Consider the following 26,993-nt stretch of genomic DNA (forward strand, 5'->3'; position numbering starts at 1 on the left):
CGCCTTTTTGCTGTCGGATCAACGGTTCAGATCGCGTCCAGCATGGATTTGATCACATCCGCGGGCAGGGCGGGATGCAGCGCCAGCTTGCGCGTGCGCTTGCCCTTGCGCGGGATCAGCAGCGCGCAACGCGTGGCGATGGCGTGGGAATGTTCGGAGCTGGCGACGATCAGCCCCGCCCGCCAGCGCGAGCGCGGGCCAAAGCGCAGCACACTTTCGATCGAGCCGGGGACATAGCCCTCGGTCTCGGCGGAATCGATCAGCGCCTCGGAAATATGCGGTGGCAGATACATGCGACTCGGTGCTCGATGACTGGCAATTAAGATAATTTGTAAATCCATGCCGGCCATCGGGCCTATCTGGTCTTTTGATCAGGTCGGTCGTTTTTACGGTTCCGGCGGTCGTATTCGGCCGGCGCCGGCAAGGTTCCGCCTATGGCGTGATCACGATCGGCGTGCCGTCGCGGACCATGGCGTAGATGTCCTCGACCTCGTCATCGGTGACGGCGATGCAGCCGGCGGTCCAGTCCTGTTTCAGCTTGGACTGCACGCGGCCCTCGGGACCCTGGCCGTGGATGAAGATGTCGCCACCGGCGCTGCGCCCCATCGATTCGGCCAGCGCCAGGTCCTGCGCATTGGGATATGAGACCCCCACCGAAAGGTAATAGCGGCTGTCGGGGTTGCGGCGGTCGATGAAATAGATGCCCTCGGGTGTCTTGCCGTCGCCCTCGAACTGCTTGTGGCCGATCGGCTCGTTGCCAAGGCCGATGCGATAGGATTTCAGCACTTTGTTGCCGCTCAGCAGATACATCTGCCGCTCGCCCTTGTGCACCACGACCTGGGTGACGGGCGGGCCGGAATAGGTCTTGAACTTGCTGGGCGCGCAGGCGGCCAGACCGGCGATCAAACCGGCGGCCATGATCCGCCCCACCCAGTGCATGTTCATTCCGATTGTCCCTTCGTCCGGCGTTTTGCCGCATTCTGCCCCGCCGCCGCCCGCCCGGCAATGCAAGGCGCGATCACGAAATCCTGAAGGCGCGCCCGCCTGCGCTTTCCGGTTGCCAGAGCGCCGTGCCGCGCTAAACATGCCGCCATGACCGCGACCGACGATCACCCGCTGCGCTATGCGCTGACCAATGAACTGCACGCCCGGCCCTCGCCGCGGCTGCAGACGCCCTGCACCGCGGTCTATCTGGCGTTCAAGGAACCGCGCGATGCCGCCAACCGCGATCGCTCGCGCGATGTCGCGCATCTGGCCGATCTGTGCAGCCGCCACGGCGCGCCGCGCCCCGACACCAGCGCCGGCCATTACGCCGCGCAGCTGGGCCGGCACCATCTGCGCTGGGAAAGCCACACCGAATTCGTCACCTATGCCGCCTTCGCGCCGGGCCTGCCGGCGCGCGCCTTCGACCCCTGCGCGGCCGAGATCTTTGCCGCCGACTGGCAAGGCCAGGCCCCGGGCAAACGCGTCGCCGCCGCCATCGTCCAGGTCGAGCCTCTGCCCGACGATCCGGGCAGCATCATGCCGCGCCTGCACGAATGGTTCGCGGCCGACAGCCTTGCCACCGTCTGGGTGGTCGAGGAGGCAGCGGTGGTCGCCGGCGATTTCCGCATCGACCCGATGGGCTGGATGCGCTTTGCCGTCTTCGTGCGGGCCGGCACGCAGCCTGACCGCATCGGCCGCATCGTGCAGCGGCTGCTGGATCTCGAGACCTATCGCGCCATGTCCATGCTGGGGCTTGAGCGCGCGCGCGAACTGACGGCGCAGCTCAATGTGCTCGATGTGCAGCTCAGCGACATCGTGCAGGGCATGACCGATGATTCGCGCCCGGCCGAGGCGGTGCTGCACGACCTGCTTTCGGTCTCGGCGCGGTTGGAGAGCGCGGCGACGCAGCACTCTTTTCGCTTTGGCGCCAATGCGGCCTATGAGGCGATCGTGACCGACCGCATTGCGGCGCTGCGCGAAAGCCGCTTTCCCGGCGGGCAGATGCTGGCCGAATTCATGGCGCGGCGCTATCTGCCGGCGATGCGCACGGCGAAATCGGCCGAGCGGCGGCTGGCGGCGATGCTTGACCGCAGCGAGCGGGCCGGCGATCTGCTGCGCACCCGCGTCGATGTCTGGCGCGGCGCCCAGAACCAGGAGCTGATGCAGCGCATGGACCGCCGCGCCGATCTGCAGCTGCGGCTGCAGCACACGGTCGAGGGCCTGTCGGTGGTGGCGATCAGCTATTACGCCGTCGGGCTGCTGGGCTATGCGCTGTATCCGCTGGCGCATGCGCTGTCGATCGACAAGGCGGTGCTGGTCGCGGCGCTGACCCCGGTCGCGGTGCTCAGCGTCTGGCTGGGCATGCGCCGCATCCGCGCCCGGCTGCATGATGGCCGGCACTAGAACAGGAAGGACCCAAGGATGAGACTGCTCTTTTCCCTTGCCGCGCTTCTGGCCCTTGCCGGATGCGACGTGCCGCTGGTGCCGTTGATCTGATGCAAAAACAACTTGAGATGTTTGGCCTTGCCCACTGTTCCACCTGCCAGAAAGCGCTGACCGACCTTGAGGCCGCAGGCTGGCGCGTGCTGTTTCGCGATGTCAGGACCGCGCCCCTGTCGAACAGCGAATGGCAGCAGATGATCGCGGGTTTCGGCGAAAGGCTGGTCAATCGCGCCAGCCTGACCTGGCGCGCCATGTCCGAGGAAGAGCGCGCCGCCACGCCGCTGGCCATGCTGTCGGCGCGCCCGGCGCTGATGAAGCGGCCGGCGATCATCGTCGAGGGGCAGCGGCTGCTGGGTTGGACCGCGAATGTCAAACGCGCGCTGGGGGTGGCGGCGTAAGTCGGCGACCTCAGGCGATATAGCGGTCGCGGCGGTGGTTGATGGCGATGACCAGGTTCAGCACCACTGCGCCCAGAAAGGACCAGGCGACGGCGCGCCAGTCCGGCAGCAGCGCCAGCGCGGCGGCAAAGATCGCGGCATCGACGATCATCTGCGTCCAGCCGGCGCGGAATCCGGTGCGGTCCTGCAGGTAAAGCGCCACGATGCCGATGCCGCCCAGCGAGGCGCCATGCCGGAACAGCGCCAGCAGCGCCGAGCCCGAGATGAAGCCGATCATCACCGCCCCGATCGCCGGATGGATATGGCCGAATTGCAGCACCGGCGGCAGGAACGCCGCCAGCGCCGACATCAGCCCGACGGCAAGAAAGCTTTTCACCATGAACGCAAGGCCGAGCCGGCGGTAGCCTAGCCAGTAGAAGGGCAGGTTCACCACGAAGAACACCGGGCCGAAGCCCCAGCCGCTGGCATATGAGATCAGCAGCGCCAGCCCTGCGGTCTGGCCGGTGACAAAGCCCAGATGCGTCAGCAGCAAAATGCCGACGGCGGCCATGAAACTGCCATAGGCCAGGCCCTGGGCGTCCTCGATTGCGGTGTGTTTCTTCGTCTCGGCTGGATCTGGCATGCGCGCCTCATGCCCGGGCCGGCGGCCAAGGGCAAGGGGGGATCACGGGGTTTGCGCCACCTGCGGCTGCGCCGCGATGTCGCGGATGGCATGGGTCAGCGCGCCCTCGGGCGGGCGGGCCAGCACCGCCTGCGGTCCGCCGGCCAGCAGGGTGTCGATGCCATGGCGCAGCGCCGCCTCGTCGGGACGAAAGCCGGGGGCAAGGATGCCGGCCATGTCGCGCAGCATGCGGGTGTTGTGCGCCAGCGCCCCGGCGTCGGGATCGGGGCCCAAGAGCAGGTGCGCCGTGGCCTCGGGATCGGCCAGGGCCTCGTGCCAGCCCCTCATGCTGGCGCGCAGGAAACCCGCCAGTTGCCGGTCCATCCCGGGCTTGGCCAGCAGCGGGGCCAGGACATAAATCCCGTCCTCAAGCAGTGCGGCGCCCTGGGTCGCGGGATCCAGCGTCACCGTGTCCGGCAGGCCCGGCGGATCGTGGCGCAGCGTGCTGATGCAATCGGCCTGTTTCTGGCGCAGCATCGCGTCCCCCTCGCCCTGGTTCAGCAGCGCCACCCCGGAAAGGCTGCCGTCGGACCGCAGCCCCAGCCGGTTCAACCAGGCGAGCAGCGGCAGTTCGCTGCCGCCAAAGCGGCTGCCGACGGTCTTGCCGCGCAGGTCGCCGGCCTCGGCGACGCCGGCATCGCCATTGCAGGTCAGCCGCAGCGCCGGGCGGGCAAAGACCTGGGCGATATTGACCAGCGGCAGGCCATGTTCGCGCGCCACCAGCGCCGCGGGCAGCCACTCCACCGCCAGCTGCGCCTCGCCGCGTGCGAGGCTTTCCAGCGCCGGGCCGTCCGAGGGCGGCAGCAGCGTGACCTGCAGCGATTCGTCCGCGTAATAGCCGCGCGCATGCGCCAGGTGGTAGCCGGCCGATGCGGCCAGCGTCGGGCCGCGAAGCTGCACCGCCAGTTCCGCGGCCGCGGCGCCCGATGCGGCCAGCGCCAGCATCGCGGCCAGGATCAGCTGTCTTATCATTGCGGCCCCTGTTCCAGCGCCGTCATGGTTAGCCGCGCCCCGGACCGCCGGCAAGCAAGCGCGCCGCACAAAGCCGCGATCAGCCGCGGGAATAGACATCCTCGTAGCGGATGATGTCATCCTCGCCCAGATAGGCGCCGGTCTGCACCTCGATCAGCACCATCGGCACCTTGCCGGGGTTTTCCATGCGGTGCACGGCGCCCAGCGGCACATAGATCGACTGGTTCTCGGTGACCAGCGTCACCACCTCGTTCACGGTCACCCGCGCGGTGCCCGAGACCACGATCCAGTGTTCCGAGCGGTGAAAATGCGACTGCAGCGACAGCGCCGCGCCAGGGTTCACCACGATGCGCTTGACCTGAAAGCGCTCGGCCAGCGCCAGCGTCTCGAACCAGCCCCAGGGGCGGTGGTCGCGCAGAAAGGATTCCGCCTGGCGCGCGCCCTTGTCCTTCAGCGCGGCGACCGCCTGGCGCACGTCCTGCGCGCGATCCATGGGCGCGACCAGCACCGCGTCATTGGTGGCCACCACCATCATGTCACGCAACCCGATGCCCACCACCTCGAGCCCCTCGTGCTGCGAGCGCAGCAGCACATTGTCGCAATCGATGGCGGTCGAGCGCGCATCGGTGACGGCGCCGCGTTCGGCCGGCGCCGCGTCCTGTTCCTCGCGCCAGACCGCGTCCCAGCCGCCCAGATCCGACCAATGCCCGGAAAAGCGCACCACCGACAGGTTGCCGGCCTTTTCCAGCACCGCATAGTCGATCGAGAGATCGGGCAGCCGGTCCCATGGCTCGGGCGCCAGGCGCAGAAAGCCCAGGTCGGGGCGCGCCTCGGTCAGCGCCGCCTGCACCGGGATCAGGTATTCGGGGGCATGCGCCCGGAACGCCTCGATCATGGTGCGGGCAGCGAACAGGAAGATGCCGGCGTTCCACAGGTAATTGCCCTGGGCGATCATGCGCGCGGCCTTTTCGGCCTGCGGCTTTTCGACAAAGCGCTTCAGGGCCAGGGGGCCGGCGCCGCTGCCCTCGGCCTCCATATAGCCATAGCCGGTCTCGGGGCGAGTGGGGGTGATGCCGAAGGTGACGATGCGGCCGGCACGCGCCGCCGGCAGGCCCAGATCGACGGTGCGGCCAAAGCCCTCGGCATCGGGCACGACGTGATCCGAGGGTGCGACCAGCAGCACCGCGTCCGGGTCCCGCTCGAAAGCGTCCAGCGCCGCAGCCAGGATGGCGGGAGCGGTGTTGCGGCCCATGGGCTCGATCAGGATCGCGGCGGGCGCAATGCCGATCTGGTCCAGCTGTTCGGCCACGATGAAGCGGAAATCGGCATTGGTCATCACCACCGGCGCGCCGTAACGCGGCCCCGACAGCCGGCGCGCCGAGGCCTGGAACAGGCTTTCCTCGCCCACCAGCGGCGCGAACTGCTTGGGAAAGCTCTTGCGCGACACCGGCCAAAGCCGGGTGCCGGAACCGCCTGCCAGAAGAACGGGGGTAATCGTCATCAAGTCACTCCATCGGGCCGGGGCCGTTTGCCTTGCCCTGTTATCAACCGGGCGCGGTTCTCGTGCAAGTTGCGCCTGCCTGCCGGCAGCGGGTTTCGCGCCGGACTGGGGTCAATAGCCGCGCCGGCGGTCCACAAGGTAAAGCGGCGGCTCGCCCCGCATGGCGCGGCGCAGGTTCGCGGCCACGACCGGGGCGGCGGTGGCCGGGCGGGTCTCGGCCGCGACATGCGGGGTGACGGTGACGCGGGGATCGTGCCAGAACGGGTGATCCGCGGGCAGGGGTTCGGTGCGGAACACGTCCAGCACCGCCCGCGCCGGCCGGCCCCCGGCCAGCGCCGCCAGCAGCGCGGCATCGTCGATCAGCGTGCCGCGCCCGGCATTGATCAGCGTGGCGCCCGGCGGCAGCAGCGCCAGCCGCCGGGCATCCAGCAGGTCGCGGGTGTCCGGGGTGTCGGGCAACAGGCAGATCAGGATCTCGGCCCGGGCCAACGCTGCGGGCAGCATCGTGGCGGGCATGACCTCGATCCCCGGCACCGGCCGGCCCGAGCGCGACCAGCCCGCGACCCGGAACCCCAGCCCGGCCAGCGCCAGCGCGACGGCGCGGCCCAGTTCGCCCATGCCCAGCACGGTGACGGCGCGGTCGCGCGCCAGCGGCGGCACGGCGTCATGGCGCCAGATGCCGTCCTGGGCGTGGCGGTCCATGCCCAGATGCGCGCGCAGCGCCCAGCCGGCGCAGTAATCGACCATGCCCAGCGCCAGGCCCGGATCGACCATGCGGCACAGGGGCTGGGTCAGCGTCGGGTTGGTGACGATGCGCTCGACCCCGGCCCAGAGGCTTTGCACCAGGCGGGCGCGGGTGAAGGGGGTGAAATCCAGCGTGCCGCCGTCCTCGGGATAGCCGGGGGCATAGATCAGCGCGTCAAAGCCCGCCGGATCGCCGGCGCGGCACAGTTCCATCTCGGGGCAGGCGGCGCGCAGGGCCGGGGACCAGGCGTCCCACAGCTGCGCGGGGGCGGCGAACAGCACCCTCATCCGCGCGGCCACCTAACCGCGCGGCCTGTGCACATGCGCCGACTGCACGATGCCAAAGCCCATCAGCAGGATCATCAGCGAGGTCCCCCCGTAGCTGACCAGCGGCAGGGGCGATCCCTTGGCCGGCAGCATGCCCATCACCGTCGCCATGTTGATGGCGAAGTAAAGAAAGAACGTGCCGGCGATGCCGACGGTCAGTAGGCTGGCAAAGCGGTCGCGGTTGCTCAGCGCCGAATGCAGGCAGAATCCCAGGATCAGCACGTAAAGCGCCAGCAGCGAGATGGCGCCGACAAAGCCGAATTCCTCGGCCAGCGAGGTAAAGATGAAATCGGTGTGCTTCTCGGGCAGGAAGTTCAGCCGCGACTGCGTGCCCTGCATGAAGCCGCGCCCCGACCAGCCGCCCGAGCCGAGCGCGATCTGCGCCTGCATGATGTTGTAGCCCGCCCCCAAGGGGTCCGAGCCGGGGTCGAGGAAGGTGTCGATACGCTTGAACTGATAGTCGTGCAGCAATTGCCAGTCGGTGCCGCGGCTTTTCATCACCGCGGTGACAAGGCCCGCCACCATGGCGATGACGGCGCCGAAATACCACAGGCTGACGCCGGCGGCAAACATGACGATGCCGCCCCCGGCGACCAGCATGACCGAGGTGCCCAGGTCGGGCTGCATCAGCACCAGCCCGGTTGGCGCCAGGATCAGCAGCACCGGGATCAGCACCCACAGCGGCCGCGAGACCTTTTCCACCGGCAGCCAGTCGTAATAGGCGGCCAGCATCAGCACATAGGCGATCTTGGTCAGCTCCGACGGCTGGATGCGCAGCGGCCCCAAGACCAGCCAGCGCTGCGCCCCCATGCCGACATCGCCCATCACCTCGACCAGCACCAGCAGCAGCAGGCACAAGCCGTAGGCCGCGGCCGCGACCGCGCGCCAGAACCAGATCGGCACGAAGGCCAGCGCCAGCATCAGCGCCATGCCGACGCCAAAGCGTTGGATCTGCGGCATGGCCCAGCGGTCGATGTCGCCGCCCGAAACGGAATAAAGCATCAGAAAGCCGATGCAGCTGACGGCGGTGACCAGAAACACCAGCGGCCAGTTCAGGTGCAGCACCTTGCGCCAGCCGGTCGGGACATGCGTGACCTGATAGTTCAGATAGCCCATGTCAGGCCCGCGCCCGCACGGTCCTGGCCGGCTCGGGCCGGATCAGGTTCATCTTCGACCAGATCTCCTGCACCTTGGCGCGCTCGCTCTCGGGATAGGCCGAGAGCGGTGGCAGGCCGCCCGCCAACGCGAACAGCAGGATGTCGCGGGCGATCGGCGCCGCCACCGCCGAGCCGCCGCCGCCGTGTTCGACCACCACCGAGACGGCATAGCGCGGCATGTCGAAGGGCGCGAAACAGACGAACAGCGCGTGGTCGCGCCGCTCCCATGGCAGCTGGTCGTTCGAGATCACGCCGCGCGCGCGCTCGGCCGCGGTGATGTTTCGGACCTGCGAGGTGCCGGTCTTGCCCGCCATCTGCCATTCCGGCGCGAGGATGCGCGCGCGCCGCGCCGTGCCGTGGCTGCCGTTCATCACCGCATCCATTCCGGCGCGGGCGGTGCGCAGGTGCAAGGGGCCGATGCCCAGGTCCGGCCAGTCCGGCACCGGGGCCACCACCCCGTCCACCGCGCGCACCAGCCGCGGCGCCACCGCCCGCCCGGTGGCGATGCGCGCCGTCATCACCGCAAGCTGCAGGGGCGAGGCCAGCACATAGCCCTGGCCGATCGAGGCATTGATGGAATCGCCCAACTGCCATTCCTGGTTGTAGCGGGCGCGCTTCCAGGCGCGGTCGGGGGCGATGCCCTCGGCAATGGCCGACATCGGCAGGTCGTGGCGCACGCCCAGCCCGAGCTTGCGCGCCATGGCGGCGATGCGGTCGATGCCGACGCGCTGCGCCAGTTCGTAATAGAAGACATCGCAGGAGCGCTCGAGGCTCTGGACCGTATTGACGGTGCCGTGACCGCCGCGGCTCCAGCAATGGAACCGGCGGCCGGCAACCTGCAGCGAGCCGGGGCAGTAAAAGCGCGAGCCGGGGTTGATCACCCCCGATTCGAGCCCGGCCAGCAGCGTCACCATCTTGAAGGTCGAGCCCGGCGGATAGGCGCCCTGCACGGTCTTGTCGGCCAGCGGCCGGTGGTCGTGGTTCATCAGCGCGCGATAGTCCGGCCCCGAGATGCCGCGCACGAACTTGTTGGGATCGAAGACCGGCGACGAGGAAATCGCCAGGATGTCGCCGTTCGTCACGTCGATGACCACGGCGGCGGCGCTTTCGCTGCCCAGCCGCTGCGTGGCAAAGTTCTGCAGCCCCGCGTCCAGCGTTGTCTGCACCGTCGCGCCCTGATCGCCCTCCTGGCGGGACAGTTCGCGCATCTCGCGCCCGACGCTGTTGACCTCGATGCGGCGCGCGCCAGCCTTGCCGCGCAGCACCTCCTCGAGCTTGGCCTCCATGCCGACCTTGCCCAGCTGGAACTCGGGCAGGCGCAGCACCGGGTCGGGGTTCTCGATCCGCGACAGGTCGAAATCCGAGACCGGCCCGACATAGCCCAGCACATGCGCGAAATCCCCGCCGCGCGGATAGCTGCGCGACAGGCCCGATTCCGGCGCCACCCCGGGCAGGGCCGGGGTATTGAGCGCGATCGAGGAAAACTCGGCCCAGCTCAGCCGGTCGGCGACCATGACCGGGGTCACGGCGCTGCGCTTGCGGATCTCGGCCAGGATCTCGGCGGCCTGGCGGTCGGTCATCGGGATGATGCGGCGCAGGCCGGCGATGACCGCCGAGACATCGCCCGCCTCCTCGCGCGTCAGGGTCACGCGATAATTCTGTTCATTGCCGGCGATGATCGTGCCGTTGCGGTCCAGGATCAACCCGCGCGCCGGCGGCAGCAGCCGGATCTTGATGGAATTGCCGTCCGCCAGCAGGCGGAACTCGTCGGCATGGTCAAGCTGCAGCGAGCGCAGCCTGAGCCCCAGCACCGAGACCACCGCCGCCTGGATCACCCCCAGCATCAAGACGCGGCGGGTGATCAGCCGGCTGCTTTCCGCGATGTCCTTGTCCGATCTGCGCATGGCTCAGCCATGCCCCGGGGCGCGTTCGGCCGGGTTGCGGCGCAGCCCCAGCGCCCAGGCGCAAAGCCCGGCCAGCGGCGGATAGACGGCGACCGTGGCCAGATAATGCACGATCACCATGCCCAGCGCCGGCAGGGGCAGGAAGGTCACGCTCATCAGGAAACGGTTTGTCAGCATCATCAGGGCCAGAAGGATCGCCACACGCAGCCATTCAACCATGAACGGCAGCTGACGCCAACGCTGCTCGCGCGTTCGTGCGGCCTCGGTGCCGATCACCGCGATGGCGGCGCCGAGGCCAATCGGCTGCATGAGCAGCACGTCGGCGACCAGAAACAGCAGCGCCACGGTCAGCACCGGCAGATTCTGCGGGCGGCGCAGCACCCACAGCAGCGCCAGGCACAGCCCCAGGTCGGGCCCCGGCCAGGCCGCCCGACCCGGCGCCAGCGGCAGCGGCAGCAGGCGCCAGAACAGGATGGCCAGGAACAGTGCCGCGAACAGGGCCTGACCGGCCAGGCGCTGGCGGCGCGCGGGCTCAATCATCGCCGGCCCCGGCGGGCGCGGCGCTGATCGGCGGCATCGGCGGCATCGGCGGGCCGATGAATTCGGCCTGGGGCGGCGGGATCAGCAAGCCGGTATCGCCCAGCCGCTCGGCCGGGTGGCTGCGCAGCACGCGCAGGAATTCAAGCCTGCCGTAATCGGCGGCCAGCCGCACGCGCAGCCGCCCGTCGCTGGCCTGCGCCACCTGGCCGACCAGCAGGCCGGCCGGGAACACGCCGCCATCGCCGGAACTGGTCACGCGGTCGCCCGGGCGGATGTCCTCGGGGCTTTCGATGAACTCCAGCGCGGGCAGGGCGGTATTGTCGCCACCCATCAGCGCATGCTGCCCAGAGGGCAGGATGGTCACCGGGATGCGGCTGGAGGGATCGGTCAGCAACAGCACCCGGCTGCTGGTGCGGCCCACGCCCGAGATGCGCCCGACCAGCCCGAGCCCGTCCATCGTGGCCCAGCCGTCCAGGATGCCGTCGCGCGCGCCGACGTTCAGCAGCACCGACTGGCGAAAGGCCGTGCCGCTGTCGGTCAGCACCACCCCGGAAACCGAGGTCAGCGCCGGGTCGATTCGCACGTTGTTCTGCGCCAGCAGCTTGGCGTTTTCCTGCTCCAGCTGCACGGCGGCCTCTTTCCAGGCGGACATCTTCTGCAATTCGCGGCGCAATTCGCGGTTCTGTTCGTAAAGCCGGGCATAGGACTGGAACCCGGCGACCATGCGCGACAGGCGGGTGACCGGCAGCATGGCCCATTCGAAGCCGGGCACGAAACGGTCAACGATGGCCGCACGCATGCGCTCGGCCCGCGGGCTGTCGATCTGCCAGAACAGAAAGACCGACAGCAGCACCAGCACCAGCAGCGATACCAGGATGCGGCGGACCGGAGCCGCGTAATCAGGGCCCTTGCGCGCCATCGGCCGGGACCGGTCAGCTGTCGTAGTCGATCACGTGGCGCAGCTGCTTTTCGAATTCCAGCGCCTTGCCGGTGCCCAGTGCCACGCAGTGCATCGGCTGATCGGCCAGGCTGACCATCAGCCCGGTCTGCTCGCGCAGCGCCAGATCCAGTTCGCCCAGCATGGCGCCGCCACCGGTCAGCATCACGCCGCGATCGACGATGTCGGCGCCCAGGTCGGGGGGCGTCGCCTCAAGTGCGACCATCACCGCCTCGCAGATCTGCTGCACCGGCTCCGAGAGCGCCTCGGCGACCATGGCCTGGGTGACCTCCATTTCCCTGGGGATGCCGTTCTGCAGGTCGCGGCCGCGCACCAGGATCGTGGCGCCGCGACCATCGTCGGGCATGCGGGCGGTGCCGATCTGGGTCTTGACGCGCTCGGCCGTGGCCTCGCCGATCAGCAGGTTGTGGTTGCGCCGCAGGTAGTTGATCAGCGCGTCGTCCATGCGGTCGCCGCCGATGCGGACCGAGCGCGCATAGACCACATCGCCCAGCGACAGGACCGCGACCTCGGTGGTGCCGCCGCCGATGTCCACGACCATGCTGCCGGTCGGCTCGGTGATCGGCATGCCGGCGCCGATGGCGGCGGCGATGGGTTCGGCGATCAGCCCGGCCCGGCGGGCGCCGGCCGACAGCACCGACTGGCGGATGGCGCGCTTTTCGACCGGAGTGGCGCCGTGGGGCACGCAGACGATGATCTTGGGCTTGCTGAAGGTGGTGCGCTTGAACACTTTCTTGATGAAATGCTTGATCATTTCCTCGGCGCTGTCGAAATCGGCAATGACGCCGTCGCGCATCGGCCGGATCGCCTCGATGCTGCCGGGGGTGCGGCCCAGCATCAGCTTGGCGTCCTCGCCCACGGCCAGGACCTGCTTCTTGCCGTCCTTGACGTGATAGGCCACGACCGAGGGTTCGTTCAGGATCACGCCCTTGCCCTTGACATAGATCAGCGTATTCGCCGTCCCCAGATCAATCGCGATATCGGTCGAAAACAACCCGCCAAAGGCCATGTGAAAATCCCTTCTGCCGTCCCTGCCGCGACGGCGGTTCGGCCATCGTTGTCCCGACGGCCCTTGCCCGATTGCCCCGACGAGTCACGCAGCCGGAGATTGCGCAGGTATAGGCTGTGCCGGGCCGGGGGAAAACCGGAAACTTTGCCCATGCAGCGCCCCGCGGGTGCCTGCTTGATCCCGCGGGGTGGGCCACATAGGGTGCCGCCGGCGACCGGGCCGCAAGGAGGGTTGAATTGCGTGATGATATCGTCGGTATCTGCCGGTTTTCCTTTCTGGGCAGATGCGACTGGGTCGGAAGTTCGCAGGGCACCGCTGGCGCCATCGCCCGCCGCGCCGGGATGCTTTATGCGCCTTCGCGGCTGGAACGCCGTTTCGCCGCCTTCGAGACGCTTTGCCTGCCCTCGATCAGGGCGCAGACCGATGCGGATTTCAGCTTCTGGATCCTGACCTCGCCCGAATTGCCGGCGCCGTGGCTGGAGCGGCTGCGCGACCTTTGTGCCGGCGTGCCGCAGATCAGGCTGATCCTGTCAGACACGCGCGACACCCGCAACGCGCTGCGCGAGCATCTGCTGGCGGCGGCGGAGGCGGCGGGCCGGTCGGTGGTTCAGTTCCGCCTCGATGACGATGACGCGCTCAGCCGTCATCATGTCGCGCGCCTGCGCGGCCATGCGCGGCGATTTGCCGACCTGCCGGGCTTTGCCCTCAGCTTTCCTCAAGGTCTGGCCCTGGGCAGCTATGACCACGAGCCGGTCAGCTTCTGGCGTACGCATCAGAGTTTTGTCTCGGCCGGGGCGGCAGTCAGGATGCGCGGGCCGGGCCGCTGCATCTATGCCTACCACCATTTCCAGTTGCCAAGGCATTTCCCGGCTTTCACCGACAACTCGGGCAATGGCTATGTGCTGACGCGCTGGGACGAGGGCGATTCCGTCGCAACCATCGTCGCCCGCTTTCCGAAATGGTTCGAGCCGCTGTCGCCCGAGGCCTTCCAGTGCGAACTGGCCGAGGATTTCCCCTTTCTGCGCGACATAGACCTGGGGTTCGCGCAGCGAAAGAGGGCGGCCTAGGTCGCCCTTTCGCCTGCCTGCGCCCGTCAGTGCGAATACATGCTGACCTGCTTGGCGTCGGCGCCTTCGCCGACCATCTCACGCCGCACCTTCAGCCGGTTCAGCGCGCCGACATAGGCCTTGACGCTGGCGAGGATGGTGTCGGTGTCGGCGGCCTGGCCAGTGACGATGCGGCCGTCCTCCTCCATGCGCACGCTGACCGTGGCCTGGGCGTCGGTGCCGCCGGTCACTGCATGGACCTGGTAAAGCTGCAGCCGCGCCTCATGCGGCCAGATCGCGTTCACCGCCCTGAAACAGGCGTCAACCGGCCCATCGCCCTCGGCGTGCACGGATTTCTCGGCATCGCCCACGATCATCGTCAGGTCGGCCGACTGGCCGTCGCTGCCGCAGACCACGCGCAGGTGCTTGACCTGAAGGAAGTCGTGTTCGGTATTGGCGGCGCTGTCCTGCATCAGCGCGACCAGATCCTCATCGAAGATCTCCTTCTTGCGGTCGGCCAGCGCCTTGAAGCGCACGAAGATGTCCTTGAGCTGGTTGTCGCCCAGATCAAAGCCCAGATCGTGCAGCTTGGATCGCAGCGCCGCGCGGCCCGAATGCTTGCCCATGGCGATATTGGCCTCGTTCAACCCGATGTCGGCGGGGCGCATGATTTCAAAGGTCTCGACATTCTTCAGCACCCCGTCCTGATGGATGCCGGATTCGTGCAGGAAGGCGTTCTTGCCCACCACCGCCTTGTTCGGCTGCACCACGAACCCCGAGGCCTGCGCCACCCGCCGCGACAGGCCGATGATCTTGGTGGTGTCGATATTGGTGGCATAGGGCATGATGTCATGGCGAACCTTCAGCGCCATCACCACTTCCTCCAGCGCGGTATTGCCGGCCCGCTCGCCCAGACCGTTGATCGTGCATTCGATCTGGCGCGCACCGGCGCAGACCGCGGCCAGCGAATTGGCCGTGGCCATGCCCAGATCGTTGTGGCAATGCGTGGCAAAGATCACCCCGTCGGCGCCCGGCACCCGCTCCAGCAGCATGCGGATCAGATCGGCCGATTCCGAGGGCGCAGTATAACCCACGGTATCGGGGATGTTGATGGTGGTGGCGCCGCAGCGGATGGCGATCTCGACCACGCGGCACAGATAGTCGTGCTCGGTCCTTGTGGCGTCCATGGCCGACCATTGCACGTTGTCGCACAGGTTGCGGGCATGGGTCACGGTCTGTTCGATGCGCTCGGCCATCTGGTCCATGTCCAGGTTCGGAATGGCGCGATGCAGCGGCGAGGTGCCGATGAAGGTGTGGATGCGCGGGCGTTTCGCGTGGCGCACCGCCTCCCAGCAGCGGTCGATGTCGGGGATCTGCGCCCGCGCCAGCCCGCAGATCACCGCGTTCTGCGCGCGTCTCGCGATGTCGCTGACGGCGGCGAAATCCCCCTCCGAGGCGATGGGAAAGCCCGCCTCGATGATGTCCACGCGCATGTCGTCCAGCATCTCGGCGATGTCCAGCTTCTCGTCATGGGTCATCGTCGCGCCGGGCGACTGCTCGCCGTCGCGCAGGGTGGTGTCAAAGATCAATACGCGGTTCTTGTCGGTCATTGCTGCTGGTCCTTCTTGCGCTGTCAGGGTGTCCGGGCGCGAACCTGTCTGAGCGGCGGCCCGGAAGACCCGCTCAGCGCAGCGTCAGAAGAAGAAGACCGCGAAGCTGCACGGCAATACGCGCGCCGTTGCGCGCGTCCCGGGCCGTGGCAATGATCTGTCTGCTCCGCATCATGGCCGGGACTATAGGACCAGCGCTGCGCGGTTGAAAAGCCGAAAAAACACCCCCGGGGCAATTTCCCCGCCGCGGCGATGAAACGGGGCGCGATGCAGCCAGCGCCGCCCCTTGTTCTTCTTCGTTCCTCAAATACTCATCGCGACAGCCATCACCCGCGGGGCGCATCAAAGCGCGCGCCAGCCGATGTCGCGGCGAAAAAAGCCTTCCGGCCAGTCGATGGCCTCTGCCAGCCGATAGGCGCGGGCATGCGCCTCGGCCAGGGTGACGCCACGCCCGGTCGCGGCCAGCACCCTTCCGCCATTGGCAACGATCTGCCCATCCGCGCGCGCCGTGCCGGCGTGAAAGACCATGCGCGTGCTGTCCTCGGCGAGGCGCTCCAGCCCGCCGATGCGACTGCCCTTGTCATGGGCGCCGGGATAGCCCTTCGCGGCCAGAACGACCGTCAGCGCGTGATCCTCGGCCCAGGTCACCTGCATGTCGGCCAGCCGGCCCTCGGCGCAGGCCAGGATCAGGTCCAGCGCCTGCGCGCCCAGCCGCATCATCAGCACCTGACATTCCGGGTCGCCGAAGCGGACATTGTATTCGACCAGCCGGGCGCGGCCGGCCTCGATCATCAGCCCGACATAAAGCACGCCCTGGAACGGCGTGCCGCGCGCGGCCATCTCGGCCACGGTCGGGCGCACGATCTCGGCCATCACCCGGTCCTGGATCGCCTGGGTCAGCACCGGGGCCGGGGAATAGGCGCCCATGCCGCCGGTATTCGGGCCGGTATCGCCTTCGCCCACGCGCTTGTGGTCCTGGGCGGTGCCGATGGGCAGGCAGTCCTTGCCGTCGCACAGCACGAAAAAGCTCGCCTCCTCGCCGGACATGAACTCCTCGATCACCACCTCGGCGCCGGCCGCGCCAAAGGCGCCGCCAAAGGCATCCTCAAGCGCCGCGATGGCCTCGGCCTCGGTCATGGCCACGGTCACGCCCTTGCCGGCGGCCAGCCCGTCGGCCTTGATGACGATCGGCGCGCCCTGGGCGCGGACATGGGCCACCGCAGGCGCCAGCGCGTCAAAGCGCGCCCAGGCGGCGGTGGGCGCGCCGCAGGCGTCGCAGACCTCCTTGGTAAAGCTTTTCGAGGCCTCCAGCCGCGCCGCCGCCGCCGAGGGCCCGAACACCAGGATGCCCGCGCCGCGCAGATCGTCGGCCACACCCGCCGCCAGCGGCGCCTCAGGACCGATCACCACCAGGTCGATGGCGTTTTCCTCGCAAAAGCCGATCACCGCCGGGCCCGAGAGGATGTCCAGCGCCGCCAGCCGCGCCATCGGCTCGATCCCGGCATTGCCGGGGGCGACGAACAGCCGGTCGCATTTCGGGTTCTGCCGGATCGCCCAGGCCAGCGCATGTTCGCGCCCGCCGCTGCCAAGGATCAGGATGTTCATGCGTTGGCCCCTCTGGATGGTCCCGCGCCTTCTAGGAACTGGCCGGGCGCGGATCAATCCCCTTGATCCCGCGGCGGTCGCGCGCCACAACCGAGGGCATGGAACTGATCGAAGACACCCCCGCCAGCAATGCGCCGGAATTTACCGTCTCGGAAATCTCGGGCGCGGTCAAACGCGTGCTCGAGGGCGAATTCGGCCGCGTGCGCGTGCGCGGCGAGATCGGCCGCGTCTCGCGCCCGTCCTCGGGGCATCTGTATTTCGACCTCAAGGATGACCGCGCGGTGATCGCCGCCGTGACCTGGAAGGGGCAGGCGGCAAGGCTCTCGACCCGGCCCGAGGAAGGCATCGAGGTCATCGCCACCGGCCGCCTGACCACCTTTCCCGGCCAGTCGAAATATCAGCTCATCGTCGACGAGATCGAGCCGGCGGGCGCCGGCGCGCTGATGCTGATGCTGGAGAAACGCCGCAAGGCGCTGGCGGCCGAGGGGCTGTTCGACGATGCCCGCAAGCGGCCGCTGCCCTACCTGCCGCGGGTGATTGGCGTCGTCACCTCGCCCTCGGGCGCGGTCATCCGCGACATCCTGCACCGGCTTCGCGATCGCTTTCCGAGCCGGGTGCTGATCTGGCCGGTGGCGGTGCAGGGCGAGAGCTGCGCGCCGCAGGTCGCCGCCGCCATCCGCGGCTTCAACGCGCTGGACGCGGACGGCCAGATCCCGCGCCCCGAGCTGATCATCGTGGCGCGCGGCGGCGGCAGCCTCGAGGATCTCTGGGGGTTCAACGAGGAAATCGTCGTGCGCGCCGCCGCCGAAAGCCGCATCCCGCTGATCTCGGCAGTGGGGCATGAGACGGACACGACGCTGATCGACCTCGCCGCCGACCGCCGCGCGCCGACGCCGACCGCCGCCGCCGAGATCGCCGTGCCGGTGCGCACCGACCTGGCCGCCCGCCTGGCCGAGATGCAGGCCCGCATCCTGCGCGCCAGCCAGACGCAGGATCAGCGCCTGCGTCAGCGTCTCAGCGACCTTGGCCGCGCATTGGGCCGGCCGCAGGCGCTGACCGATTCCGCCCGCCAGCGCTTTGACCTGTTTGCCGAACGGCTGGAGCCGGCGCTGCGGAACTTCATGCGCTCGCGCCGCGAGCGGCTGAATGCGCTGCCGCTGTCGCTGTCGCTGCTGCATGCCAATCTGCGCAACCGCCGCCAGCGGCTGGACGATCACGCCGGGCGCCTGCCGCAATGCCTGACGCGGCTGCGCAGCCGCCGGGCCGAGCGCCTGTCGGATCTGGCCGCACGGCTGACCCGCGCCCGCGCCCGCATGCTGTCGGATGCGCGGCGCAATCTGGACCGCGACCGCCAGCGCGCCCAACTGCTGGCCGCGCGGTTGCAGGCCAGCACCGCCCGCATCCTTGCGCCGCGCCGCGACAGCCTCGAGCGGCTCGACCGGTTGCGTCAGACCCTGGGCTACCGCGAAACCCTGCGCCGCGGCTTTGCCGTCATCCACGGACCCGCGGGCCTTCTGACCCGCGCCGAGGCCGCCGCCCAGACCCCGCGCTTCGAGATCGAGTTCCACGACGGCCAGATCGCCGCCCGCCCTGACACCCCTCAGGGCAAGCCCCGCAAGCCGCGCAAGGAACAGGAACAGAAATCCCTGTTCTGAATTCTTTCCTGCCCAAATATCCCGCAGGGGGTGGGGACAAGCCCCCCTTTCTACCTGGCCGCCTCACGCGGGCGCAGCATCAGCCAGATCAGCGCGCCCCCGGCCAGCACCAGGAAGGGCAGCATGGCAAGGTTCACCGCATTCCAGCCGCCTTGCGGCGAGCCGCCCCAGCAGTTCATCAGCCCTCCCGATGACAGCGAGGCGACAAAGACCCCGGCAAAGACCACGGCATCGTTCAGCCCCTGCACGGTCTCGCGCTCGTCGGAGTGATAGGCGCGGGTCAGCATGGCGGTGGCGCCGATATAGCCGAAATTCCAGCCGAGCCCCAGCAGCACCAGCGCCAGATAGAAATGCGTCAGCTCGACCCCCGACAGCGCCACGGCGCCGGCGCCGGCCAGGATCGCCAGCCCCGCCATGACGATGCGCGTGGCCCCGAAACGCGCGATCAGATGCCCGGTGAAGAACGAGGGCGCGAACATCGCCAGCACATGCCCCGAGACCACATTCGCCGCATCGGCGGTCTGGAAGCCGCAGCCCACCACCGCCAGCGGCGCCGAGGTCATCACCAGGTTCATCAGCGCATAGGATACCATGCCGCAGATCATCGCCACCGCGATCGCCGGCACCCGGATCAGTTCCCTGACCGGCCTGCCGCGCGGGTGGCCGGCCGGCGCGGGTGCGGGGCGGGGAATGTCAAGAAAGGCAAACAGCAGCGGCCCCAGCAGGTTCAAGCCGACGATCGCGGCATAGGTGGCCAGGAAGGGGATCGCCGTTGCCTCGGCGGTCAGGCGCACCAGATAGGGGCCGGTAAAGGCCGCGGCCAGCCCGCCCGCCAGCACCAGCGAGATGGCGCGCGACTGGAACTCGGGCGGGGCGCAGTCGGTGGCGGCAAAGCGGTAAAAGCCCTGCGCCGACTGATAGACGCCGGTAAACAGCCCGCTCAGCATGAACAGCCAGAAATTGCCCAGGATCAGCCCGCCGGCGGCGCAGGCCGCGCCCAGCGCCCCCGAAAGGCAGGCCAGCAGGAAACCCCTGCGCCGGCCGTTGCGGCGCATGAACGCCGCCAGCGGCCGCGCCGCCAGCGCCGAGCCCAGCACCACCATCGACAGCGGCAGCGTGGCAATGCAGGGGTTGGGGCTGAGCATCTGCCCGGCCAGCCCGCCGACGATGAAGATCATCGACATCTGCGCGCCCAGCAGCGCCTGCGCCAGCAGCAGGACCGCGACATTGCGCCAGGCGCGGCGCATGGAAAATTCGGCGGCGATCATCTGCGGGTCATTTCAGCGCGGCGGCCTGGCGAGCGCGGGCCTCGATCGCGGCCCAGTCGCCGGCGGCGACATCGGCATCGGGGGCGATCCAGCTGCCGCCAACGCAGGTCACATTGGCCAGCGCCAGATAGTCGGGCGCGCTGGCCGGCGTCACGCCGCCGGTGGGACAGAAGCTGACCTGCGGCAGCGGTGCTCCGATGGCCTTCAGCGCGCGGACCCCGCCCGCGGCCTCGGCGGGAAAGAATTTCAGCATGGAAAAGCCCATCTCCATCGCCCGCATCACCTCGGAGGCGGTGACGGCGCCCGGAAGCAGCGGCAGGCCGATCTCCTCGCAGGCGGCAACCAGCCTTTCGGTGGCGCCGGGCGAGACGGCAAAGCTTGCCCCGGCGTCGCGTGCGCGCCTTGCGTCATCGGCGGTCAGCACGGTGCCGGCGCCGACATGGCCGCCGGTCACACGCGCCATATGGGCGATCGCCGCCAGCGCCGCGGGCGTGCGCAGGGTCACCTCAAGCACCGACAGCCCGCCGGCGACCAGCGCCTGCGCCAGCCCCTCGGCCCGTGCCGCGTCCGGGACGACCAGCACCGGCACCACCGGGGCAAGCTGGCACAGGGCGCGGGTCGTCTGGGACTGCATCTCGGGAGTCATGGCGCACCTTGAGGCTGGAGGGGCTGGAATTGCGCCGCCGAGATTGCCGCCATTCCGGCGCCGGCACAACCCGCGACCGCATCAGCCGCCGGAGCCGGCGCGCGTCCCCGGCTTGGCGGTGGCGCCGGCGCCAAAGCCGCCGCGGCTTTGCACCTGCACCGCGGTCATCGGCGGCTTGCCGATGGTCGAGGGCGCGCGCTGGAAGGCCGTGGCCGACACCTTGCCGGCGCCGCTGTTCGACGAAAAGCTCTGGCCGCCGCCGGGTGTCGCATAGCGCCCGTCCGGCGTGGAGACCATCGGCTGCGAGAACAGCCCGCCGCCGCGCGACAGCATCGAGCCCATCATGAAGCCCATCAGCATCGGCATGAAGGAGAACCCGCCGCCCGAGGCCTGCGCCGCCGGATCGCCGCCGCAATTGCCGGCGCCGTGTTCCTGTTCGCACAATTCCTTGGATTCGTAGCGCGGCGCGGTCTCGAGCAGTTCCTGTTCGGCGGCGGCAAAGTTCTTGCGGCAGTCGTCCGCGGTGAACCAGCCATTGGCGTCCGCGGCCGCGGCGATGCAGGCGTCGAGATTGGGGAAGGCCTGGGCGTCCACGCGGTCGTCCTCGCAGGCGGCCAGCGCCAGCGTTGCGGTTCCGGCCAGCACCAGCGCCACATGGCGCGAGCGTTTGCGAAGCGGGGAATGTGTCATGGGTCAGCCCTCGATGAAATGCGGCTTGAAGCGCGACAGGTTGTGGGTAATGCGGGCGCGGTCCTCGCGCAGGCCAAGGCCGCAGCAGTTCTCGCCCACGATCCATGCGCCCAGCACCGGGTGGAAGCCGTCGAATTCGGGCAGCGGCGCCAGCGCCTGCACGATCATCGGATGGTGCGAATAGCTGTCGTCCTGCGTGCGCGCCACCTCGCGCCCGTGTTCGTGGATCACCACGCCCGCCCCCTCGCGCGAGAAGATCGGCTTGGTGACATGGCCGCGGGCCAGCTCCTCGCGCGCGGCCGCGAAGGCCTCGGCCAGATGCGGGGCGGGGCTGCCGCCGGTCAGCGCGTCCTGCACATCCGCGGCAAAGAAGGCCGGCAGCAGGTTCGGATGGCCGGGAAACATCTGCCACAAGAGCGGTAGAAGGCCCTTGTTCGACAGCACCGCCTTCCAGGGCGGCTCGATGAAGCGCGCACCCGAGCCCTGCAGATGCGCGGCGAATCGGTCGCGCAGCATGTCCTCCCAGGGGTAAAGCTTGAAGAGCGTGCCGATGACGCGCGACTGCTCGTCGGCGAACTGCCCCTCATCGGTCAGGCCGATCTGGGCAAGCGGGGTGAAATGTGCGCCCAGACCCGCCTCGCGCGCGGCCCAGGCCAGGGTCTCGACGGTGGCGTAATCCTCGGGGTTGTCGGGGTCGGCGGCGAAATGCACATCCTCGCCATCGGCGCAGATCTGGCTCCAGCGCGCGACGATGGCCTCGTGGATGCCGTTGAACTGGTCGCATTCCTCGTCCAGCACGCCGGCGGCCTGCTGCTGTTCGAACCACAGCCACTGGAAACTGGCGGATTCGTAAAGCGAGGTCGGGGTGTCGGCGTTGTATTCCAGCAGTTTCGCCGGGCCCTTGCCGTCATAGGCCAGGTCCATGCGGCCATAAAGCTCGGGCTCGGCCATGGCCCAGCTGGCGGCGACCAGATCGCGATGCGCCTCGGGGATGGCAAGCCGCGCAAGCCAGGTCTCGTCGCGCACCGCCAGGTCCACGGCCTCGCGGCACATGGCATGCAGTTCGGTCGCGGGCGCCTCGATGTCCTGCTCGATCTCGTTCAGGGTGAAGGCATAGGCGCCGGTTTCGTCCCAATAGGGCTCTCCGCCCATGTCGGCGAAGGTGAAGCCCAGCCTTTCGGCTTCCTCGCGCCAGCCGGGCCGTTCGGGAAGGATGCGTTTGTCCATGATCTCTCCTGCTTGCCCCGAGATGGCCGACTGCGCGCGCCCTTGCAAGCCCGCAGCGCGATCGCCGGTCCCGAGGTGACCCCCGACAAGACCCTGACGAGGGGCTTGCGGGACGCCCGGCTTCGCGCCAAGGTGCGGGCATTCAAGCCCCGGACAAGCGGGCGTGACAACAGGGATCAGACAATCATGCACAACCGCCTTGCGCTTCGCGCGCTGCTTCTGGCCTCGGCCGTGTCGCTGGCCGCCCCCGCCGCCTGGGCCGAGACCCCGGCCGATACGCTGGTCATCGCCGCGCAGATCGACGACATCATCAGCCTCGATCCGGGGCAAAGCTTCGAGTTCTCGGGCCAGGACGTGATCCACAACCTTTACGACCGGCTGGTCGATTTCGACCCGCTGGACCTGAAGGCCGGCATCAAGCCCAGCCTGGCCGAGGCATGGGAGGTCAGCGAAGATGGCAAGACCATCACCCTGACCATGCGCGAGGGGGTCAAGTTCCAGTCCGGCAATCCGGTCCGGGCCGAGGACGCCGCCTGGTCGCTGCAGCGCGCCGTCAAGCTGAACAAGTCGCCCGCCTTCATCCTGAACCAGTTCGGCTTTACCCCGGAGAACGTCGACCAGACGGTGACCTTCGACGGCAACAAGCTGATCCTGAAGCTGGACCAGCCCTATGCGCAAAGTTTCGTGCTGAACAGCCTCGCCTCGGAAGTCGGCTCGGTCGTCGACAAGGAAACGGCGATGCAGCATGCCGAGGGCGATGATTTCGGCAATGCCTGGCTTTCGACCAATGCCGCCGGCTCGGGCGCGTTCAGCCTGGGCGCCTGGAAGCCGAACGAGGCCGTGCAGCTGGTCGCCAATCCCGATTACTGGCAGGGTGCGCCCGGCATGGCGCGGGTGATCGTGCGCCACATCCAGGAAAGCAGCGCCCAGCGCCTGCTGCTGGAACAGGGCGACATCGACGTGGCGCGCAACCTGACGCCCACCGATGTCGATGGCGTCGCGGGCAATGACAAGCTGAAGGTCACGGACGAGCTGCGCGGCCGCATCCTGTATATGGGCCTGTCGCAGAAAGACCCGCTGCTGTCGCAGCCCGCCGTGATCGAGGCGATGAAATATCTGGTCGATTACAAGGGCATCGAGGGCAGCTTCCTGAAGGGGCAGTGGAAGATCCACCAGAACTTCCTGCCCGAGGGCTATCTGGGCGCCTCGGATGAAAATCCCTGGAGCTTTGATGTCGAGAAGGCGAAGAAGATCCTTGCCGACGCCGGCATCACCTCGGGCACGGTCAAGACCGTGGTGCGCGACATCCCCGAATATGTGAACGTGGCGCAGACACTGCAGGCATCGATGGCGCAGGCCGGGCTGACGCTGGAGATCCAGCAGATGACCGGGGCGCAGGTGCTGGACGCCTATCGCGCGCGGCAGGTGCCGATCTTCATCGGTGAATGGGGTCCGGATTATGCCGATCCGAACACCAACGCCTCGACCTTTGCCTATAATCCCAACAACGCCGATGACGCGGGCCTGTCGCAGCTGGCCTGGCGCAACAGCTGGGCCGTGCCCGAGGAGATGAACAAGGCCACGGTGGCGGCGACGCTGGAAGGCGACACCGACAAGCGCGTGCAGATGTATCTGGACATCCAGAAGCAATACCGCGAGATCGCGCCGATCATCCCGATGTTCCAGAAGATCGAACAGGTCGCGACGCAGAAGAACGTCAAGGACTGGACCTCGGGCGGATCGGTCAGCTCCGTCATCTATCGCCAGGTCACCAAGGAGTAACGGGTGGGCCGCGAGGCAACCGCCACCGGCGGGGGGCCGACGCGGCCCCCGGCCAGCGGCCGCGGGCAGGGGCCCTGGCAGCGGCGCGCAAGGGCCGCGGCCGGGGTGCTGCTGTCGCTGTTGCTGACCCTGCTCGGGCTTTTGCTGGTCACCTTCGTCATCGGGCGGGTCATGCCGATCGACCCGGTGCTGAAGGTGGTGGGCGAACGCGCCAGCCAGGCGCAATATGACGCCGCCCGCGTCGCCATGGGGCTGGACAAGCCGATCTGGCAGCAGTTCCTGCGCTACATGGGCGAGGTGCTGCGCGGCGATTTCGGCCGCTCGATCTCGACCGGGCATCCGGTGGCGCAGGACCTGCGGCGGGTGTTCCCGGCGACCCTGGAACTGGCGACGCTGGGCACGCTGATCGGCGTCAGCGTCGGCGTGCCGCTGGGCGTCATCGCCGCGGCACGTCGGCGCGGCGTCACCGACCAGATCGCTCGCGTGGTGGCGCTGGTCGGCTATTCCATGCCGATCTTCTGGCTGGGGCTGATGGGGCTCTTGCTGTTTTACGGCACGCTGGGCTGGGTCGGCGGTCCGGGCCGGCAGGGCATCATCTTTGACGGCATGGTGCCCGAGGTCACCGGCATGATCCTGGTGGACAGCGCCCTGGCGGGCGACTGGCCGGCCTTCCGCGACGCCTTCAGCCACATCATCCTGCCGGCCAGCCTGCTGGGTTATTTCAGCCTCGCCTATATCAGCCGCATGACTCGCAGCTTCATGCTGGAGCAGCTTTCGGCGGAATATGTCACCACCGCCCGCGTCAAGGGCCTGTCCGAGACGCGGGTGATCTGGGGTCATGCCTTCCGCAACGTGCTGGTGCCGCTGATCACGGTGATCGCGCTCAGCTTCGGCTCGCTGCTCGAAGGATCGGTGCTGACCGAGATCGTCTTTGCCTGGCCCGGCATCGGCCAGTACATCACCAAGGCGCTGCTGGCCGGGGACATGAACGCCGTGCTGGGCGGCACGGTGATCGTCGGCGCCTGCTTCGTGGCGCTGAACCTGTTTTCCGACCTGCTTTACCGCGTGCTGGACCCGAGGGCGAAATGACCGAAACCACGCGCCAGTGGCTGCTCAGCGACGCGCCGCAGACCCGGCGGCAGGCGAGGCTCGGCGCCGTCTATCAGGGCTGGCTGACCTTCCGGGGCAATGGTCTGGCCATGCTGGGGCTGGTGATCCTCGTGCTGCTGGTGCTGGTTGCGGCCTTTGCGCCCTGGATCTCGCCGCAGGATCCTTTTGCCCAGGATCTGGCCAACCGGTTGGCACCGCCTTCGCCCGCGCATTGGCTGGGTTCGGATGCGCTGGGGCGGGACATCCTGTCGCGGCTGATCCACGGCTCGCGCATCACGCTGTTCATCGTCGGCACCGTGGCGCTGGTCGCGCCGGTGATCGGGCTGCTGATCGGTACCGTCGCGGGCTTTGCCGGCGGGCTGGCCGATCAGGTGCTGATGCGGGTCACCGACATCTTCCTGGCCTTTCCCAAGCTGATTCTGGCGCTGGCCTTCGTCGCGGCGCTTGGCCCCGGTATCGGCAATGCCGTGCTGGCGCTGGCGATCACCTCATGGCCGGCCTATGCGCGTCTGGCCCGGGCCGAGACGCTCAGCGTCCGCAACGCCGACTACATCGCCGCGGCGCGGCTGCAGGGCGCGGGGCCGCTGCGGCTGCTGATTGGCCATGTCTGGCCGCTGTGCATCAGCTCGCTCATCGTCAGGGTGGCGCTCGACATGGCGGGGATCATCCTTTCGGCGGCGGGGCTGGGCTTTCTGGGGCTTGGCGCGCAGCCGCCGATGCCGGAATGGGGGGCGATGATCTCGGACGGGCGCGCTTTCATCCTGGATTTCTGGTGGGTCGCGGCCATGCCGGGGCTGGCCATCTTCATTGTCAGCCTGGCCTTCAACCTGCTCGGTGACGGGCTGCGCGACGTGCTCGATCCCAAGGGGGACAAAGAATGAGCCCGCTGCTGTCCGTGCGCAACCTGCGCGTGACCTTCCCGACCCGCAGCGGCGAATTCCAGGCGGTGCGCGGCGTCAGCTTCGACCTCGGGCGCGAAAGGTTGGGGGTGGTGGGCGAATCCGGCTCGGGCAAGTCAATGACCGGGCGCGCCATCCTCGGGCTGGTGCGGCCGCCGGGCCGGGTCACCGCCGACCGGATGGACCTGGGCGGGGCCTCGATCCTGAACCTGCCCGAGCGGCAGATGCGCGAGTTGCGCGGCGCGCGCATCTCGATGGTGATGCAGGATCCGAAGTTCAGCCTGAACCCGGTGATGACCGTGGGCCAGCAGCTGGTCGAGGGATACCGCCAGCACAGCCGCGCCAGCCGCGCCGCCGCCCGCGACAAGGCGCTCGAGATGCTCGCCGCCGTGCAGATCCGCGACCCCGAACGCGTCTTCGCCGCCTATCCGCACGAGGTCTCGGGCGGCATGGGCCAGCGCATCATGATCGCGATGATGCTGGCGCCGGATCCGGAAATCCTGATCGCGGACGAGCCCACCTCGGCCCTCGATGTCTCGGTCCGCAATGAGGTGCTGCGCATCATGGACGGGCTGGTCTCGGCCCGCGGCATGGGGCTGATCTTCATCAGCCACGACCTGAACCTCGTGGCGCAGTTCTGCGACCGGGTGCTGATCATGTATGCCGGCCGCGTGGTCGAGGAACTGGCCGCCGCCGATCTGCACGCGGCAAGGCATCCCTATACGCAGGGCCTGCTGAACAGCCTGCCGCGGCTCGATCACCCGGTCGCGCGCCTGCCGGTGCTGCAGCGCCAGGACAGCTGGCGCGACGAGGAAATCGACACCCCCCTGCCAGGAGGGCTGTGATGCGTCTTCTTC

General features: G+C 68.6%; 25 protein-coding genes. 8 read left to right on the forward strand and 17 right to left on the reverse strand.

Going from position 1 to position 26,993, the window contains the following annotated elements:
- Positions 1-26 precede the first annotated feature (26 nt).
- Entirely contained in the window at positions 27-293 is a 267-nt protein-coding gene (locus WMK75_RS03875; RefSeq protein WP_347266341.1) for a hypothetical protein, read from the reverse strand.
- Between the two features lie 139 nt (positions 294-432).
- Positions 433-939, reverse strand: a complete 507-nt coding sequence (locus tag WMK75_RS03880) for a L,D-transpeptidase family protein (protein WP_347266395.1) — start codon at positions 937-939, stop codon at positions 433-435.
- A gap of 153 nt (positions 940-1,092) precedes the next feature.
- Here WMK75_RS03880 and WMK75_RS03885 point away from each other — a divergent pair, with 153 nt between their 5' ends.
- Positions 1,093-2,388, forward strand: a complete 1,296-nt coding sequence (locus tag WMK75_RS03885; RefSeq protein WP_347266342.1) for a DUF3422 domain-containing protein — start codon at positions 1,093-1,095, stop codon at positions 2,386-2,388.
- A 110-nt stretch (positions 2,389-2,498) separates the two neighbouring features.
- Positions 2,499-2,825: an ArsC/Spx/MgsR family protein gene (locus WMK75_RS03890; protein ID WP_347266343.1), complete on the forward strand. Its 327-nt coding sequence runs from the start codon at positions 2,499-2,501 to the stop codon at positions 2,823-2,825.
- 10 nt (positions 2,826-2,835) lie between these two features.
- On the opposite strand, the gene WMK75_RS03895 is transcribed toward WMK75_RS03890, so the two are convergent.
- From WMK75_RS03895 to WMK75_RS03935, 9 genes are all read right to left on the reverse strand, one after another.
- Positions 2,836-3,447, reverse strand: a complete 612-nt coding sequence (locus WMK75_RS03895) for a YitT family protein (protein ID WP_347266344.1) — start codon at positions 3,445-3,447, stop codon at positions 2,836-2,838.
- A gap of 42 nt (positions 3,448-3,489) precedes the next feature.
- Entirely contained in the window at positions 3,490-4,458 is a 969-nt protein-coding gene (locus tag WMK75_RS03900) for an ABC transporter substrate-binding protein (protein ID WP_347266345.1), read from the reverse strand.
- A gap of 79 nt (positions 4,459-4,537) precedes the next feature.
- Positions 4,538-5,959, reverse strand: a complete 1,422-nt coding sequence (locus tag WMK75_RS03905) for a mannose-1-phosphate guanylyltransferase/mannose-6-phosphate isomerase (RefSeq protein ID WP_347266346.1) — start codon at positions 5,957-5,959, stop codon at positions 4,538-4,540.
- Between the two features lie 111 nt (positions 5,960-6,070).
- The gene (locus WMK75_RS03910) at positions 6,071-6,991 is read right to left on the reverse strand and encodes an NAD(P)-dependent oxidoreductase (protein WP_347266347.1); all 921 of its coding nucleotides are present in this window, start codon (positions 6,989-6,991) and stop codon (positions 6,071-6,073) included.
- 12 nt (positions 6,992-7,003) lie between these two features.
- Positions 7,004-8,146 (reverse strand): rod shape-determining protein RodA, encoded by a 1,143-nt coding sequence (rodA, locus tag WMK75_RS03915; RefSeq protein WP_347266348.1) that lies wholly within the window; start codon positions 8,144-8,146, stop codon positions 7,004-7,006.
- A gap of 1 nt (position 8,147) precedes the next feature.
- The gene (mrdA, locus tag WMK75_RS03920; RefSeq protein WP_347266349.1) at positions 8,148-10,091 is read right to left on the reverse strand and encodes a penicillin-binding protein 2; all 1,944 of its coding nucleotides are present in this window, start codon (positions 10,089-10,091) and stop codon (positions 8,148-8,150) included.
- A gap of 3 nt (positions 10,092-10,094) precedes the next feature.
- Positions 10,095-10,631 (reverse strand): rod shape-determining protein MreD, encoded by a 537-nt coding sequence (locus WMK75_RS03925; RefSeq protein WP_347266350.1) that lies wholly within the window; start codon positions 10,629-10,631, stop codon positions 10,095-10,097.
- On the reverse strand, positions 10,624-11,550 hold the full coding sequence (gene mreC / locus WMK75_RS03930) for a rod shape-determining protein MreC (RefSeq protein WP_347266351.1): 927 nt from the start codon (positions 11,548-11,550) through the stop codon (positions 10,624-10,626). Before mreC ends, WMK75_RS03925 begins: the two co-directional genes overlap by 8 nt.
- Positions 11,551-11,563: 13 nt before the next feature.
- Complete coding sequence (locus WMK75_RS03935; protein ID WP_347266352.1) at positions 11,564-12,598, reverse strand: rod shape-determining protein; 1,035 nt, start codon at positions 12,596-12,598, stop codon at positions 11,564-11,566.
- A 236-nt stretch (positions 12,599-12,834) separates the two neighbouring features.
- Here WMK75_RS03935 and WMK75_RS03940 point away from each other — a divergent pair, with 236 nt between their 5' ends.
- A complete protein-coding gene (locus WMK75_RS03940; protein WP_347266353.1) occupies positions 12,835-13,665 on the forward strand; it encodes a glycosyltransferase in 831 nt (276 codons plus the stop codon).
- 26 nt (positions 13,666-13,691) lie between these two features.
- Here the strand turns inward: WMK75_RS03940 and WMK75_RS03945 are convergent, their stop codons facing one another.
- The gene (locus WMK75_RS03945; RefSeq protein WP_347266354.1) at positions 13,692-15,254 is read right to left on the reverse strand and encodes a 2-isopropylmalate synthase; all 1,563 of its coding nucleotides are present in this window, start codon (positions 15,252-15,254) and stop codon (positions 13,692-13,694) included.
- 342 nt (positions 15,255-15,596) lie between these two features.
- Positions 15,597-16,859: a phosphoribosylamine--glycine ligase gene (gene purD / locus WMK75_RS03950; RefSeq protein ID WP_347266355.1), complete on the reverse strand. Its 1,263-nt coding sequence runs from the start codon at positions 16,857-16,859 to the stop codon at positions 15,597-15,599.
- A 98-nt stretch (positions 16,860-16,957) separates the two neighbouring features.
- Here purD and xseA point away from each other — a divergent pair, with 98 nt between their 5' ends.
- Positions 16,958-18,514 (forward strand): exodeoxyribonuclease VII large subunit, encoded by a 1,557-nt coding sequence (gene xseA, locus WMK75_RS03955; protein WP_347266356.1) that lies wholly within the window; start codon positions 16,958-16,960, stop codon positions 18,512-18,514.
- A gap of 50 nt (positions 18,515-18,564) precedes the next feature.
- Here the strand turns inward: xseA and WMK75_RS03960 are convergent, their stop codons facing one another.
- The 4 genes from WMK75_RS03960 to WMK75_RS03975 all read right to left on the reverse strand — a co-directional run bounded on the left by WMK75_RS03960 (position 18,565) and on the right by WMK75_RS03975 (position 22,345).
- Complete coding sequence (locus WMK75_RS03960) at positions 18,565-19,782, reverse strand: MFS transporter (protein WP_347266357.1); 1,218 nt, start codon at positions 19,780-19,782, stop codon at positions 18,565-18,567.
- A 7-nt stretch (positions 19,783-19,789) separates the two neighbouring features.
- Positions 19,790-20,428: a bifunctional 4-hydroxy-2-oxoglutarate aldolase/2-dehydro-3-deoxy-phosphogluconate aldolase gene (gene eda, locus WMK75_RS03965; protein ID WP_347266358.1), complete on the reverse strand. Its 639-nt coding sequence runs from the start codon at positions 20,426-20,428 to the stop codon at positions 19,790-19,792.
- Positions 20,429-20,509: 81 nt separating this feature from the next.
- A complete protein-coding gene (locus tag WMK75_RS03970) occupies positions 20,510-21,118 on the reverse strand; it encodes a DUF1190 domain-containing protein (RefSeq protein ID WP_347266359.1) in 609 nt (202 codons plus the stop codon).
- A gap of 3 nt (positions 21,119-21,121) precedes the next feature.
- Positions 21,122-22,345, reverse strand: coding sequence for a glutathionylspermidine synthase family protein (locus tag WMK75_RS03975; RefSeq protein ID WP_347266360.1), 1,224 nt, complete (start codon positions 22,343-22,345; stop codon positions 21,122-21,124).
- A gap of 186 nt (positions 22,346-22,531) precedes the next feature.
- Here WMK75_RS03975 and WMK75_RS03980 point away from each other — a divergent pair, with 186 nt between their 5' ends.
- The 4 genes from WMK75_RS03980 to WMK75_RS03995 all read left to right on the forward strand — a co-directional run bounded on the left by WMK75_RS03980 (position 22,532) and on the right by WMK75_RS03995 (position 26,981).
- Positions 22,532-24,127, forward strand: a complete 1,596-nt coding sequence (locus WMK75_RS03980) for an ABC transporter substrate-binding protein (RefSeq protein WP_347266361.1) — start codon at positions 22,532-22,534, stop codon at positions 24,125-24,127.
- A 105-nt stretch (positions 24,128-24,232) separates the two neighbouring features.
- The gene (locus tag WMK75_RS03985) at positions 24,233-25,216 is read left to right on the forward strand and encodes an ABC transporter permease (protein ID WP_347266396.1); all 984 of its coding nucleotides are present in this window, start codon (positions 24,233-24,235) and stop codon (positions 25,214-25,216) included.
- Entirely contained in the window at positions 25,213-26,118 is a 906-nt protein-coding gene (gene nikC, locus WMK75_RS03990; protein WP_347266362.1) for a nickel transporter permease, read from the forward strand. The genes WMK75_RS03985 and nikC overlap by 4 nt, the downstream gene beginning before the upstream one ends.
- On the forward strand, positions 26,115-26,981 hold the full coding sequence (locus WMK75_RS03995) for an ABC transporter ATP-binding protein (RefSeq protein ID WP_347266363.1): 867 nt from the start codon (positions 26,115-26,117) through the stop codon (positions 26,979-26,981). Before nikC ends, WMK75_RS03995 begins: the two co-directional genes overlap by 4 nt.
- The last annotated feature ends 12 nt before the right edge of the window (positions 26,982-26,993 follow it).

The organism is Paracoccus sp. (in: a-proteobacteria), assembly GCF_039808215.1.
GTDB lineage: Bacteria > Pseudomonadota > Alphaproteobacteria > Rhodobacterales > Rhodobacteraceae > Paracoccus.